Consider the following 13,447-nt stretch of genomic DNA (forward strand, 5'->3'; position numbering starts at 1 on the left):
CCGGGCGATGAAGTGACACGCCGCTCCGTTCTTGACGGGCTGGCCCGGCATTTCTGTCCTCGATTCACGGCACGCTGGTGACAAGGGTTCCCCGCACGCCCTTGTGGTCACCCAATATTTCTGTAATTCTAGACATATGGACACCAAAAAAATGCTCGAGGCCTTCACGGCCCTCTCCCAGGCGACCCGGCTGGAGACCTTTCGCCTGCTGGTACGCCACGAACCGGAAGGCCTGCCAGCCGGCGAGATCGCCAGACTGATGGAAGTGCCGCACAACACCATGTCGACCCACCTGGGCGTGCTGTCCCGAGCGGGGCTGGTGGTCTCGCGCCGCCATAGCCGTTCGGTGATCTACCGCGCCAGCCTCGACCACATGCGCGAGACGCTCAGCTTCCTGGTGCGCGATTGCTGTGCCGGCAGCCCCGAGCTCTGCGAACCGTTGCTCGAGGAACTCCAGCCTTGCTGCCGCCCTTCAAAGGACACTGCGAAATGATCAGCGTGATCTATCACAACCCGGCGTGCGGGACCTCCCGCAACACCCTGGCCATGCTCCGCGCCTCCGGCGAGGAGCCCCACGTCATCGACTACCTGACGACGCCGCCCAGGCGCGAAAAGCTGCGGGAGCTGCTGGCCGACATGGCCATCACGCCTCGTGAACTGCTGCGCCGCAAGGGCACGCCCTTTGATGACCTGGGGCTGGACGACCCGGCGCTGAGCGACGAGCAGTTGATCGATGCCATGCTGGCCCACCCCATCCTGATCAATCGTCCCATCGTGGTGACAGAACGGGGCACCCGCCTGTGCCGGCCGTCGGAGACGGTACTGGGACTGCTGCCGAACCCCGTCGCCGAGTTCACCAAGGAGGACGGCGAATTCATCCGTTTCGAGGCACCTGCGTCATGACGTCCGACCTCCCCAACATCGACCCCGAGCTCTTGCGCCCCATCGATACCGACGCGCTGGTGGGTCCCGACGAGCCGCATCACGCCCCACGTCTTCTGGTGCTGTACGGCTCGCTGCGCGAGCGCTCCTATTCGCGCCTGCTTGCCGAGGAAGCGGCACGCCTGCTGCGCTGGTACGGCTGCGAGGTGCGCACCTTCGACCCCTCCGGCCTGCCGCTGCCGGACGACGCCGACAGCGACCACCCCAAGGTGCGGGAATTGCGCGAGCTGGCCGAGTGGAGCGAAGGCATGCTGTGGGTCAGCCCCGAACGCCACGGCGCCATGACCGGCATCATGAAGGCCCAGATCGACTGGATCCCCCTGGCCCTGGGCGGCGTTCGGCCGACCCAGGGCAAGACGCTGGCGGTGATGGAGGTCTCCGGCGGCAGCCAGAGCTTCAATGCCGTCAATCAGCTGCGCATCCTCGGCCGCTGGATGCGCATGCTGACCATCCCCAACCAGTCCTCGGTGCCGAGGGCCTTCAACGAGTTCGACGAGGCCGGGCGCATGCGCCTGTCGCCGCTCTACCTGCGGGTGGTCGACGTCTGCGAGGAGCTGGTGAAGTTCACCTGGCTGACCCGGGGGCGAGCCGCCTACCTGACCGACCGCTATTCGGAGCGGGTCGAGAGCGCCGAGGCGGTATCCCGCCGCGTCAACCAGTCGACGCACTGAGTCCACATCCCGGAAAGGAGTCCTGCATGCTGGCATTCGCCATCTTCGTGGTCACCCTGGTGCTGGTCATCTGGCAGCCCAGGGGGCTCGGTATCGGCTGGAGCGCCCTGGGGGGCGCCGCGGTGGCGCTGGCCACCGGGGTCGTCGACTGGGGCGACCTAGGCACGGTCTGGCACATCGTCTGGGATGCCACCTTCACCTTCGTGGCACTGATCATCATCTCGCTGATCCTCGACGAGGCCGGCTTCTTCGCCTGGGCCGCCCTGCACATCGCCCGCTGGGGCAACGGCCGAGGGCGGCTGCTGTTTCCGCTGATCGTGATCCTCGGAGCCATGATCGCCGCGGTGTTCGCCAACGACGGCGCCGCCCTGCTGCTGACGCCGATCGTCGTCGCCATCCTGACGCGTCTCGACTTCCGCCCCGGGGCCGCCCTGGCCTTCATCATCGCCACCGGCTTCGTCGCCGACTCGACCAGCCTGCCGCTGGTCATCTCCAACCTGGTGAACATCGTCAGCGCCAACTACTTCGATATCGGCTTCTCGCGCTATGCCCAGGTGATGGTGCCGGTCGATCTGGTGTCGCTTCTGGCCACGCTGGCGGTGCTTGGCTGGTACTTCCGCCACGACGTGCCGGGCCGCTACGACGTCGAGCGGCTCGAGGCGCCGGCCACGGCGATCCGCGACCGCCAGGTCTTCCGCGCCGCCTTCCCGCTGCTCGCCGGGCTGCTGATCGCGCTGTTCCTGACCACCCGCTGGCAGGTCCCGTTCGCCGCCATCATGGGGGTGGCGGCCCTGGTGCTGATGGCCATCGCCGGACGCTGGTTCACCTCGAGCCACCTGTACGTCATCTCGCTCAGGAAGGTCATCGGCGATGCCCCCTGGCAGATCGTGCTGTTCTCGCTGGGCATGTACCTGGTGGTCTATGGCCTGGGCAATGCCTGGCTGACCGCCGAGGCCGCCTCGGTGCTGGAATGGCTCGGCGGCCAGGGCGCCTTCGTGGCCACCGTGGGGACCGGGTTCGCCTCGGCGCTCCTCGCCTCGCTGATGAACAACATGCCCTCGACCCTGGTGGGGGCGCTGGCCATCGACCAGGCCCAGGTCTCGGCGACGACCCAGCAGCTGATGGTCTATGCCAACATCATCGGCAACGACCTGGGGCCCAAGTTCACGCCCATCGGCAGCCTCGCCACCCTGCTCTGGCTGCACGTGCTGGCCGGCAAGGGCTACCGCATCGGCTGGGGGCAGTACATGAAGGTCGGGCTGATCATCACCCCGCCGGTGCTGCTGGCCGCCCTGGTGGCCCTGGCCCTCTGGCTGCCCATGCTGCCGTCGAGCTGACGATAAGAGGAATCCGCCTCTCGGCCCCGACGGCCGAGAGGACCCGCCGATCCCCTTTCATGACGGTAGCCCCCGCCCGCTACCAGGCCCCCTACGCCAAGGGGCCGTGGCCTTGTCGAACGACGGCTCCATCACGCCATCGCCTCGGCGACTCGGGAGCGGTTCACCCGCCCCTGGAGCCACAGCGCCCCCAGCGCCAGCATCGCCAGGCCACTGCCGGCCAGCGGCGTCATCTCCAGCGCCTGCTGTGCGACCAGCGCACTCCCCACGGCGGAACCGGCCGAGATGCCGATGTTGAACGAGGAGATGTTGAGCGCCGAGGCGAAGGCCACCGCCCGCGGCCGATGCTGCCCGGCCGCGGCCAGCATGCCGGACTGAAAGGCCGGCGACAGCCCGAAGGCCAAGGCGCCCCACACCGCCAGCCAAACCGGCATCAGCCACCTCGCCTCGCCCCAGGCGTGGATGATCGCCAGGATCGCCGCCAGACCGACCAGCAACCAGGCGGCCGTGCGCCGCCAGCCGATGGCGCCGACCAGCCGCCCGCCCATCAGGTTGCCGACGAGAGTCGCGCCACCGAAGACCACCAGCAGGCCACTGGCGGCCGCCGTGGAGAAGCCCGTCTGCTCGGTCAGCCAGGCGCTGATGTAGGTAAACAGCGGGAAGGTCGCCCCGAAGCCCAGCGCCGTCAGCGTCATGGTCAACACGATGACCGGATGCCCGAGGGCCGACAGCTGCTCCCCCCAGCTCCCCGTCGGCTGAGCCGCCAGCGAGGCCGGGACCCAACGCCACAGCGCGATGAGCGCGATGGCCGCCAGGGCCAGAATCGCCACGAAGGGCATCCGCCACCCCATGCCGTTCCCCAGCAGGCTGCCGATTGGCACGCCCACGACCATGGCCAGCGTCAGCCCCGAGAACATCAGCGCGATGGCACTGCCGGATCGCCCCTCCGGCGCCAGCCGACTGGCCACGGTGGCCCCCAAGGCGAACAGGGCACCATGCGCCACGGCGGTGATGATGCGACCGAGCATCAGGCTGGTGAAGTCCTGGGCGACGACCGCCAGCAGGTTGCCGATCACGAAGAGCGCCATCAGCCCCGTCAGCACCCGACGCGGCGCAAAGCGGGACAGCGTCAACATGAGCAGCGGCGTGCCGATCGCCAGGGCCAGGGCGTAGCCACTCACCAGCGCGCCGGCACGATCCTGAGTGACGCCGAGATCGGAGGCGATCGCGGGCAGCACCCCGACCACGATGAACTCCGCCATGCCGATGGCAAAGGCGGCCACCGCCAATGCCAGGACGGCAGGATGCTGGCCGCGCATCATGCCGCCTCCCGGGCCATCAGGCGCGGCCCCAGCTGGGCAAGGGTCTCGTCCAGCTCGACGGTCGCGCCGGCCACGCCGACCGCCCCGACCACGCGCCGTTGTGCATCGCGCAGCACCACGCCGCCCCCGAAGCTGATCAGGCCCCCGTTGGTGTTCTCCAGGGTATAGACGGCCTCCCCCGGGGCGGCGATCTGGCCCAGCTGGGCACTGTCGGTCTGGAACAGCGACGCCGTGCGCGCCTTCTTGATCGCGACATCGATACTGCCGGGGACCGCGCCATCCATGCGTTCGAAGGCGACCTGGAGGCCGCTGGCGTCCACGATGGCCAGCGAGACGGCGAATCCCTCATCGGCGGCGGCCTGGCGGATACCGGCGATGATGTGGTGGGCATCGTCAAGGGGCATGTCATTCTCCTCAAGAATCTGGTCAAGATCAGCGCCGTCGGCGACGACGCGGTGAGGAGCATGCCGATGCCGCGCAGGCAGGCACAGGGGGGAGCGGCGGATGCCGACCAGGATTCGACAATGTCGAACGGCGAGACGGACAGCAGGATCAGCGCGCCAGCAGCTGCTTCGCCAACCGATTCAGCCGCGACGGCGACCAGCGCGAGGCCGGGCCCGCCATGCCCAGTGCCGCCACGCAGTCGCCCCGCTGCCGCAAGGGGATCGCCAGGCAGCAAAGGCCCGCCTCGACGTCCTCGAGGTCCAGCGCGAAGCCGCGGGCGCTGACCTCCCGAAGCCGGGCCTCCTGCGCATCGCTCAGGGGGCCATCGCGCCTGACCTGGCGCAGCAGGTCGTCATCGTTGGCCAGGAAGACATGGCCGATCGCCGAATGACGCAACGATTCCCGGCGCCCTCGAGGACTCTGGACGCGACGCGGCTGCCGACCCTCCACGGCCTCGAGATACAGGTACTCCTGGCTGCCGCAGGGGGTGGCCAGATAGACGGTCTCGTCACTCAGCGCCGCGGCCTCGTCCAGCAGCGCGCGGTAGTGCTGGCGGAGCTGCTCGCGCTCCTGCGCCAGGGGCTCGGCCAGCTCATCGAGTCGCAGGCCGAGCCAGTATCCCTCGGACAGACGACGCACGTAGCCCAGCGCCACCAGGGTATCCAGCAGCCCATGGACGGTGGTCTTGCTCAGGCCCGCCTCGGCACTGAGGCTCGCCAGTGTCTGCGGCCTATCTGCGTGACGTAGCGCCTCCAGCAGCAGGAAGCTGCGTGATACCGACTGGATCATCCTGGTCACGGGCATGCCTCGTCGTGCCGCTGGGGCCGCGTCATGAGGCCTCCTGGAGGTCGCGGTGATCGCCCCGAGATCCTGTACATGGTGCCGTCACTCCGCCACGACATCGGCCGGCAAGGACTCGCTCCATTCGCGCAACTCATCGAGCACCTTGATGGCCGTCTCCCCCAGCGGCGTGATCGCATATTCCACGATCACCGGGGACGTCTCGCGCACGTGGCGGGAGATCAATCCCTTCGCCTCGAGGAAGCGCAGTCGCTCGGTGATCATCTTCTTGCTGGCACCGCCCACCATCCGGGCCAGGTCGTTGAACCTTACCGGCCCGTCCTTGATGTGCCACAGCAAGGACCCCGTCCACTTGCCACCGAGCACGCGCATGCCCTTCTCGATGGCGCAGGGTTCCATGCAGGGCGCCGCGACCCGGCGCCGGCCTTTCGGATCTTCCGTCACAAACGCATCCAATCGCACACCTCCTGTCGTGTCTGCCCAGCGCCAATCGGGTTCTGGGCCTGAAACCGCTCATCGATTCCCGAGGGCTCCCCGGAAGGGGCCATCCCGGGGCGGGCCCGGTCGGTCCTCCGAAGAGCAAGGTTACCAAAAGTATACTAGTTGTTTTTGGTTACCCCTCGCGTCATCTTAACGCCTGCAGAGCTTGTTGATCCACTACTCGTTGCCCGTCGTGGCGGAGGATTTCATGCGTAAGATCTTGATCATCAACGGACACCAGCCCTATCCGTTTGCCAAGGGCACGCTCAACGACAGCCTCGTCGAGCGCGCGCGCTCCTGGCTTGACGACCAGGGGCACGAGGTGCGCGTCAGCCGCATCGCCGAAGGGTATGACGTCGAGGAGGCGATCACCGCCCACCAGTGGGCCGACGTCGTGATCATGCAGTTCCCGATCAACTGGATGATGGTGCCCTGGTCCTTCAAGAAGTACATGGATGAGGTCTATACCGCCGGCATGGACGGCCGCTTCTGCGAGGGCGACGGGCGCACCGCCGAGAAGCCGAAGGAGAACTACGGGCTGGGCGGCACTCTCACCGGCACACAGTACATGCTCAGCGTCACGCTCAACGCCCCGGCCGAGGCCTTCAACGATCCCGACGAACCCTTCTTCGCCGGCAAGTCGCTGGATGACCTGGTCGCCCCCGTGCATCTGAACGCACGCTTCTTCGACATGAGCGCCCTGCCGACCTTCGGCGCCTACGACGTGATGAAGAACCCCGATATCGACAGCGACCTCGCCCGCTTCGACGCCCACCTCGAGCGCGTCTTCGGCTGATGCATCCGTCACACTCAGGAGAATCCCCCATGACAACGCCTCAATGGCCCGACGCTGGGCGCCCGGTACCGCTGGCCGACCAGGCCTCCCCGGAGTTCTATCGCGAGCTCATCAACACCGGCGAGACACGCCTGGTACACATGACCATGGCCCCCGGGGCCGCCGATGCGCCTCACCGCCATCCGGAGGAGATCGTCTACTTCCTCTCCGCCGGCCGCCTGCGCATCGCACTGGAAAGCGGCGATGTCGTGGAGCGGGACGTGGTGGCAGGCGACGTCATGCACAACGAGGCCTGGGCGCACCAGGTGACCAACGTCGGCGCGACGCCCGTCGAGGCCATCATTTTCGAGCGCCTGGATCGCGACGACCTGGCGTAATCCCACTTATCTCGAGGAGAGAGACGATGAAAACCATTCTGATGAGCGGGGCCGGCAGCGGCCTGGCGGAAGGGGCGGCACTGGCACTGGCGCAACAAGGGCACCGGGTGATTGCCACGGTGGAGATCTGGCCCCAGGTGTCGGCCCTGAAGGAAAAGGCGCAGCAGCAGGGCGTTGACCTGGAGGTCGAGAAACTCGACATCACCGATGCCCAGGATCGCGACAGCGTCTTTGCGCGCTACGGCGCCGAGGTGGATGTCGTGGTGGCTAACGCGGCGATCGGCGAGACCGGCCCCATCGCCGAGATTCCCGTGGCCCGCGTGCGCAAGGTCTTCGAGACGAACGTCTTCTCGACGCTGGAGTTCGTGCAGCCTTACGCCAAGGCCTTCGCCGACCGCGGCCAGGGCAAGATCGTGCTGGTATCGTCCATCGCCGGGTTCACCACCTTCCCGTACCTGGCGCCCTATGTGGCGTCCAAGCATGCCCTGGAAGGCATTGCCCAGCTGCTCCACGAAGAGCTGGCACCGCTGGGCGTGAAGGTCGCCACCATCAACCCGGGCCCCTTCCGCACCGGCTTCAACGACCGCATGTACGACACCCTCGACCAGTGGTACGACCCGAAGACGCACTTCACCCCCGAGGCGCCGATCCGCGAGACCCAGCAGCTGTTCGCCGGGGACGATCTGCAGCTCGACCCCTACTCCATGATCGATGAGATGGTTCGCCTCATCCCGCTGGACGAGCATGCCTTCCGCAACGTGCATCCCGCACGATTCGAGGAAGACGTGAAGCGCTACCAGGAGAGCCTGTGGGACCGTCAGATGTGACCGTCCACAGGCAACCGGCCATGCGCGTCGGGCCCGATGCAATAGGGTAGCGGGCCCGACGCGCACCGCCCTTCATCGCGTCACCCCATGAGGACACTCCCCATGTCACAGCCGGATATTCACCTGTACACCGCCGCCACCATGAACGGCTACAAGCCGGTCATCTTTCTCGAGGAAGCGGAGGTGCCTTACGAATTGACCTTCATCGACTTCGGCAAGAAGGAGCAGAAGGCGCCCGACTATCTCAAGCTCAATCCCAACGGGCGCATTCCTACCATCGTCGACCGGGGCAACGACGACTTCGCCGTGTTCGAGAGCGGTGCCATCCTCTGGTACCTGGCCGAGAAGTACGACCGCTTCCTGCCCAGAGAGGCCAAGGCCCGCAGCGAAACGCTGCAGTGGCTGATGTTCCAGATGGGCGGCATCGGCCCGATGATGGGCCAGGCCATGTACTTCCAGCGCATCGCCGCCCCCAACGGCCAGCAGGAGCCCTTCTCCATCACGCGTTACGTGGAGGAATCCCGTCGCCTGCTGGAGGTCCTGAACACCCGCCTGGAAGGCCGCGAGTGGCTGGCGGGGGATCAGTACACCATCGCCGACATGGCGACCTACCCCTGGGCCCGCGCCTACGTCTGGGCCAAGGTGTCGATCGAGGGTCTCGACCACCTGAAGGCCTGGTTCGAGCGGCTCGATGCGCGCCCCCAGATCCAGAAGGCCTTGACCATCCCGAAGGCACAGCCCGCCTTCTGGGGTGACGCCGACGAAAGCCAGTTCCTCAGGGAGAATGCCGCTCGCTTCGCCACCGATGTCAGGAAGTGAGAGCCCATCACGCAACCTGGGGCTCAGCCTTGCACGTCAGGATCATCGCAAGGACAGACAGTCCAAAGGGCAGCTGGGGCAGTGTCCGGGGCAGTTGAATACGAAACGCCCTCGTGGGCAGGATATCGGCTGAACCAGCCCTGTCTCAGGATGCAGCCCCCGTCCGACACGGGGGCAACGCGGACACCGAGACCGACGTTATCACGCGGGCTGGACCATTGACGTCGGATAGCGATGGATGGCCATGAAAGAACTGACCCAGCAACTGCGGACCTTGCTCAAGGTCGCCGAACATCAGAGCTTCGCTGCGGCCGCGCGGGAGCTGGATATCGCGTCCTCGACGGCCACACGACATGTCAACCAACTGGAGCGTCACCTGGGCGAGCCCCTGCTGGTTCGTACGACCCGGCATGTGCGTCTATCGCCAGCCGGAGAACATGCCTTGGTGCGCTTTCGCGCCATCCTCGCCGAAGTGGAGCACCTGACCCGCGACCTGGACACCCTGGGAGAGCGCGTCGCCGGGCCGCTCAGAGTGTCCGTGCCCTGGCGCTACTCTCGCCTCTACCTCGCTCCAATGGTGAGCGAGTTCATGCAGCTGTATCCCGAGGTGGCCCTGGAGATCATCAGCAGCGATGACATGGTCGACCTCGTGAAGAACGACTTCGATGTCGCCATTCGCATCGGTCATCTCGACGACTCCAGCCTGATTGCGCGCCGCATTACCGATCAGCGTTTCATGCTGGCGGCAGCCCCCTCCTACCTCGAAGCCAGGCCCCCGATCAGCGAGCCGAACGATCTGGATCAACATCGTTTACTGACGTTCAGCTACAGCGCCAGCAACCATTACTGGCGGCTGACGCAGGGGGGGATATTACACCGCATCTCGGCGCGATCCGGCGCTCTGCGGACCAATAATGCCGACATCCTCACCCAGGCCGCGCTGGATGGAGCCGGCGTGGTGGTCCAGCCACTCTGGGCTATCCGTCACGAATTGGCCATGGGTCATCTGGTGCCGGTGCTGGAGGACTATCATGTGACATCGACCGATTTCGATACCGGCATTCATGTCGTCTTCGCCCGAGAGAATCAGAGTAACCCTCGTGTACGCGCCTGGGTCGATTTCTTGATGGCGCGGCGCGAGCGCCTCTCCTGTTGAATGCCTCTCGAGATGCAAGAGGAGGCGCCGCACCAAGGGGCCCTCGGCAAGGATTAGAAAAGAATATCGCTGCGGATGATGTACTTGGCCCCCTCCGTGATCGGTTCGCTGGCATGCACGCAGTGCTGCGGATGAGAGCCATGCGGGAAGCACAGCACCGCGCCCTTGGGGGTCGAGACCGAGACGGTCTGGATGTCCTCGCGTGACCGGGCCGGCTTGCCGGGATCGGTGCGGCTGACCAGGAACTCGGTGCGACCGCCGGTGTAGCCATCGCTCAGGAAGATCAGGAAGGTGTAATGGCTCATCAGGCCCGGGTAGGCATCCGTGACGACTTGACCGTCGATGACGCGGCTGCCGGGCCAGGCCCCATCGGTATGGGGCTTGAAGAAGTCGCCCGCCTCATAGCGATAGACGCGAAAGCGCGCATTGATACCCTTGGCCTGCTCTCCGTCGATACGCTCGTTGACCAGAGAGGCCACACGCGACCAGATCACCCTGTCGATCGCCTCACTGACGATCCAGTTGACGTTATGGTTATGACGGACCGAGCGCGGCAGGGAAACGGGAGCGTCCTCCTCGAAGCCCATCTCCTCGACGGCCTGCACGAAGTGGTCGGCTTCCCGCGGGGTCAGTACGTCGAGTAGCTGGAAGGCGCCCGGAACGCCCTCTACTTCCTGGCGGGTGGCGGCAGCCACGTCATCGGTGTCGAAGAGGTCGCCCACCTCGCCGTTGTCACTCCAGATAGGGAGGGGCTTGGGATTGAAGCCGCGTTCGTGACTCACGGCATGGAAAGACAGGCTCATGACAAAAGCTCCTGACTGACGAGAAACATGTGATGGATGACAGGCACGCGGCTGAGGTCGCCCGACGCCAGCCGAGGCAGGCGACAGGGCGCGAGTCTCAGTCGGCGTAGCGCACCAGCACCCGCGTCTCGAGACTGGTGCGTGTCGGCGCCTCGGGCGCGGTATTCAGCAATTCGGCGGCGGTATGCGCGACGGGTGGCTTGCCGGCGCTATCGAAGGCATTGAAGAGGATGGCCTCATTCGGCCGCATGCGGGAAGCGAAGTACCAGCGGTGAGCGGGATTGTGAACCAGCCCCTGAATCTGACCGCGGCGATCCGGATAGAGAATATCGATGTCGACCCAGTCATCGGGCTGAACGGTAGACACATCCACAAACGCCAGTGGGTCGCGCTCCACGCTATGTTCCACGGGCTGCCACACATTGACGATGCCATAGTGGCCGCGCAGCCATTGCTCGGCCTGTAGCGGTGGCAGAACGTCACGCAGACGCTGAGAGCCGGCATCTGACGAATAGTCGACGTGAACATGCTGGGCCGGCACACGTTCCCCCTCGAAGCCACGCAGGGTGTGATCGAAGACATGCACGTCGCTTGCCCCCAGCTGTTGCTTGAGCAGTGTCTCTATCGCCGGCGTGTGCAGGCGGTCTCGTGTTTCGGGGTCCCGCACATCCACGGCAAGGGACGGCGTCTCCAGCAAGACCAGCCCCTGCGTGACGAAATCGGTCGGCACCACGCGAAGATCATGCAGTCTGACCCCACGACGATCGTGCTCCGGCTCGATACGTCGTCCGGTCTCCCCGTTAGGGTCCACCTGAATCTGCAAGCCTTCGGGGCGATCGACCTGATAATTGACGTAGGCAAGGCGTGTCGATGTGGCTGTTGACATGAGAATGGAAGCGCTCTCCCTCACGATGAACGATCCGTCGGCAAGTCATTGAAGCAGCACGCTCTTCTTCTCCTTGCCAGTAACGGCCTCACCTCCCGAGGCTAGGGCAGGGCCCAGGCGGGAAAAAGGCGACAAGATGCAATTGGCTATTGCCGATTCGGCAATAGTGTCATCACGCCAGCCAGCCGAAGTCGCATGGCGGATCGTCGATCGCCGAGACGCTCGCGCCGGGCGTCGACGTCGCCGCCCGCGGGCAGGGCGAGAAGCTCCGCGACGCGGGCTCCAACGAGGCGCGGCCCGATATAGCCAAATAAGGCTATTACATTGAAAAATAGCCCTGAGAATCTATCCTGAGGCATGACCGTCGCCCTCGGGAGTCTCCATGGCCACACGTCTCGCCGTCATCACCGGCGACATCATCGATTCGCGCCGCCTCGAGGAGGGCCAGCGCCTCCACCGGGTGCTCGAGACGACCCTGGAGGGCCTCGCCGAGCGCCACGAGGGAGACTATCAGCGCTATCGCGGCGACGGTTTCCAGCTCGCCATCGCCCGGGTCGAGGCGGCACTGGAGGCGGCCGTGGCGCTGCGCGCCGCCCTGATCGCGCACTCCGAGGCCGGACACCGCTGGGACGCCCGGCTCGCCATCGCGGTGGGGCGTGACGACTGGCGGCCCGGCGAGGCGCTGGCCTCCGCCGACGGCCCGGTCTTCGTCGCCTCCGGCCGCACCCTGGATGCGCTGGACGCATCGGACGCGCACCTCGCCCTGCGGCACACCGACGTCGATGAGGCCCCCTGCGAAGCCTTGCTGATCCGCCACCTCGACGCCCTGCTGGCCGACTGGTCGCCCCGCGCCGCCGAGGCGGTCGGCCTGCGTCTGGCCGACGATCTCACCCAACAGGCGCTGGCCGAGCGGCTGGGCATTCGTCAGCCCAGCGTCCACAAGCGCCTGCGCGCCGCCCGCTGGCCCCTGCTGGCCGACACCCTGACGCATTTCCGCACATCGCTCGCCGACAAGGAGGCGACGCCATGACCGCCACGGCCCTGACGACGCTGTTCGCCCTGATCCTCGTCCACCTGGTGGGCGACTTCCTGCTCCAGCCGCGGCGCTGGGTCGAGGCACGCCAGCGCGACAAGGCCCGCGCCGGCGTGCTCTACCTGCATGCCGGGATCCATGGGCTGCTGGCCCTGGCGGTGCTGGTGGTCGCCGGCATCGATTCGCTCGCCGCCGTGGCCTGGTCGGTGACCATCGCCGCCAGCCACGCGCTGATCGACCTGGGCAAGGCGCATCTGGACCCGCGGCGGCTGTGCTGGTTCGTGCTCGATCAGGCCCTGCACCTGATCGTGCTGCTGGGCGTCTGGCTGGCCTCGCTGGGCAGCCTGGCGCCTCTGAGCGCGGCGCTCGACTGGCTGAGCCGTCCCGAGGTGATGGCTCACGCTATCGCCTATCTGCTGGTCACCCGCCCCATGGCCATCGCCATCGCGCTGGCCATGCGCCCCTGGAGCGAGGAGGTCACCGACCCCGGCACCCTGGTCGCCGCCGGGGCTCGCATCGGCATGCTCGAACGGCTGCTGGTGCTGACCCTGGTGGTGCTCGACGAGTTGACCGCGGTGGGCTTTCTGCTCACCGCCAAGTCGGTGCTGCGCTTCGGCGATCTGCGTGCCCGCCGCGACCGCAAGCTCACCGAGTACGTGCTGCTGGGCACCCTGCTCAGCGTCACCGCCACCCTGGCGCTGGGGCTGGCGGTGCGCCAACTGTCCTGGACGGCCTGAGCCATGCGATTCCGGA

Annotated in this window: 17 protein-coding genes; 11 read left to right on the plus strand and 6 right to left on the minus strand. The window is 66.5% G+C overall.

All coding sequences use genetic code 11. The features are described from left to right. Nucleotides 1-151 precede the first annotated feature (151 nt). The 4 genes from UYS_RS0204330 to UYS_RS0204345 are packed head-to-tail and all read left to right on the plus strand — an operon-like array spanning nucleotide 152 to nucleotide 2,950. Nucleotides 152-493: an ArsR/SmtB family transcription factor gene (locus UYS_RS0204330; RefSeq protein WP_016854273.1), complete on the plus strand. Its 342-nt coding sequence runs from the start codon at nucleotides 152-154 to the stop codon at nucleotides 491-493. Then, entirely contained in the window at nucleotides 490-903 is a 414-nt protein-coding gene (gene arsC / locus UYS_RS0204335) for an arsenate reductase (glutaredoxin) (protein ID WP_016854274.1), read from the plus strand. The genes UYS_RS0204330 and arsC overlap by 4 nt, the downstream gene beginning before the upstream one ends. After that, the gene (arsH, locus tag UYS_RS0204340) at nucleotides 900-1,613 is read left to right on the plus strand and encodes an arsenical resistance protein ArsH (RefSeq protein ID WP_016854275.1); all 714 of its coding nucleotides are present in this window, start codon (nucleotides 900-902) and stop codon (nucleotides 1,611-1,613) included. The genes arsC and arsH overlap by 4 nt, the downstream gene beginning before the upstream one ends. Before the next feature lie 26 nt (nucleotides 1,614-1,639). Then, nucleotides 1,640-2,950: an arsenic transporter gene (locus UYS_RS0204345; protein WP_016854276.1), complete on the plus strand. Its 1,311-nt coding sequence runs from the start codon at nucleotides 1,640-1,642 to the stop codon at nucleotides 2,948-2,950. Between the two features lie 131 nt (nucleotides 2,951-3,081). Here the strand turns inward: UYS_RS0204345 and UYS_RS0204350 are convergent, their stop codons facing one another. The 4 genes from UYS_RS0204350 to UYS_RS0204365 all read right to left on the minus strand — a co-directional run bounded on the left by UYS_RS0204350 (nucleotide 3,082) and on the right by UYS_RS0204365 (nucleotide 5,916). Continuing rightward, nucleotides 3,082-4,272, minus strand: a complete 1,191-nt coding sequence (locus UYS_RS0204350) for an MFS transporter (RefSeq protein ID WP_016854277.1) — start codon at nucleotides 4,270-4,272, stop codon at nucleotides 3,082-3,084. Beyond that, a complete protein-coding gene (locus UYS_RS0204355) occupies nucleotides 4,269-4,676 on the minus strand; it encodes a GlcG/HbpS family heme-binding protein (RefSeq protein WP_016854278.1) in 408 nt (135 codons plus the stop codon). Before UYS_RS0204355 ends, UYS_RS0204350 begins: the two co-directional genes overlap by 4 nt. Before the next feature lie 148 nt (nucleotides 4,677-4,824). Further along, on the minus strand, nucleotides 4,825-5,505 hold the full coding sequence (locus UYS_RS16895) for an IclR family transcriptional regulator (protein WP_237738425.1): 681 nt from the start codon (nucleotides 5,503-5,505) through the stop codon (nucleotides 4,825-4,827). 96 nt (nucleotides 5,506-5,601) lie between these two features. Beyond that, a complete protein-coding gene (locus tag UYS_RS0204365) occupies nucleotides 5,602-5,916 on the minus strand; it encodes a winged helix-turn-helix transcriptional regulator (protein WP_202802766.1) in 315 nt (104 codons plus the stop codon). Nucleotides 5,917-6,205: 289 nt separating this feature from the next. On the opposite strand from UYS_RS0204365, the gene UYS_RS0204370 reads away from it, so the two are divergent. From UYS_RS0204370 to UYS_RS0204390, 5 genes are all read left to right on the plus strand, one after another. Continuing rightward, nucleotides 6,206-6,793 carry an NAD(P)H-dependent oxidoreductase gene (locus tag UYS_RS0204370; RefSeq protein WP_016854281.1) on the plus strand — a complete coding sequence of 196 codons (588 nt, stop codon included), beginning with the start codon at nucleotides 6,206-6,208 and terminating at the stop codon, nucleotides 6,791-6,793. Between the two features lie 29 nt (nucleotides 6,794-6,822). Next, the gene (locus UYS_RS16900; RefSeq protein WP_016854282.1) at nucleotides 6,823-7,170 is read left to right on the plus strand and encodes a cupin domain-containing protein; all 348 of its coding nucleotides are present in this window, start codon (nucleotides 6,823-6,825) and stop codon (nucleotides 7,168-7,170) included. Nucleotides 7,171-7,196: 26 nt separating this feature from the next. After that, nucleotides 7,197-7,997, plus strand: coding sequence for an SDR family oxidoreductase (locus tag UYS_RS0204380; protein WP_016854283.1), 801 nt, complete (start codon nucleotides 7,197-7,199; stop codon nucleotides 7,995-7,997). Nucleotides 7,998-8,099: 102 nt separating this feature from the next. Continuing rightward, nucleotides 8,100-8,816 (plus strand): glutathione S-transferase family protein, encoded by a 717-nt coding sequence (locus UYS_RS0204385; protein WP_016854284.1) that lies wholly within the window; start codon nucleotides 8,100-8,102, stop codon nucleotides 8,814-8,816. A gap of 244 nt (nucleotides 8,817-9,060) precedes the next feature. Next, on the plus strand, nucleotides 9,061-9,972 hold the full coding sequence (locus UYS_RS0204390) for a LysR family transcriptional regulator (protein ID WP_016854285.1): 912 nt from the start codon (nucleotides 9,061-9,063) through the stop codon (nucleotides 9,970-9,972). Nucleotides 9,973-10,025: 53 nt separating this feature from the next. Here UYS_RS0204390 and UYS_RS0204395 read toward each other — a convergent pair whose 3' ends face one another. After that, nucleotides 10,026-10,775, minus strand: a complete 750-nt coding sequence (locus UYS_RS0204395) for a 2OG-Fe(II) oxygenase family protein (protein WP_016854286.1) — start codon at nucleotides 10,773-10,775, stop codon at nucleotides 10,026-10,028. Nucleotides 10,776-10,872: 97 nt separating this feature from the next. After that, on the minus strand, nucleotides 10,873-11,661 hold the full coding sequence (locus UYS_RS18380) for a CmcJ/NvfI family oxidoreductase (protein WP_156821541.1): 789 nt from the start codon (nucleotides 11,659-11,661) through the stop codon (nucleotides 10,873-10,875). 382 nt (nucleotides 11,662-12,043) lie between these two features. Between UYS_RS18380 and UYS_RS0204405 the strand changes: the two genes are divergently transcribed. Both UYS_RS0204405 and UYS_RS0204410 read left to right on the plus strand, forming a co-directional pair. After that, nucleotides 12,044-12,691, plus strand: a complete 648-nt coding sequence (locus UYS_RS0204405) for an RNA polymerase sigma factor (protein WP_016854289.1) — start codon at nucleotides 12,044-12,046, stop codon at nucleotides 12,689-12,691. Further along, nucleotides 12,688-13,431, plus strand: a complete 744-nt coding sequence (locus UYS_RS0204410) for a DUF3307 domain-containing protein (RefSeq protein ID WP_016854290.1) — start codon at nucleotides 12,688-12,690, stop codon at nucleotides 13,429-13,431. The genes UYS_RS0204405 and UYS_RS0204410 overlap by 4 nt, the downstream gene beginning before the upstream one ends. The last annotated feature ends 16 nt before the right edge of the window (nucleotides 13,432-13,447 follow it).

It is taken from the genome of Halomonas smyrnensis AAD6 (assembly GCF_000265245.1).
In the GTDB taxonomy this organism is placed as follows: domain Bacteria; phylum Pseudomonadota; class Gammaproteobacteria; order Pseudomonadales; family Halomonadaceae; genus Halomonas; species Halomonas smyrnensis.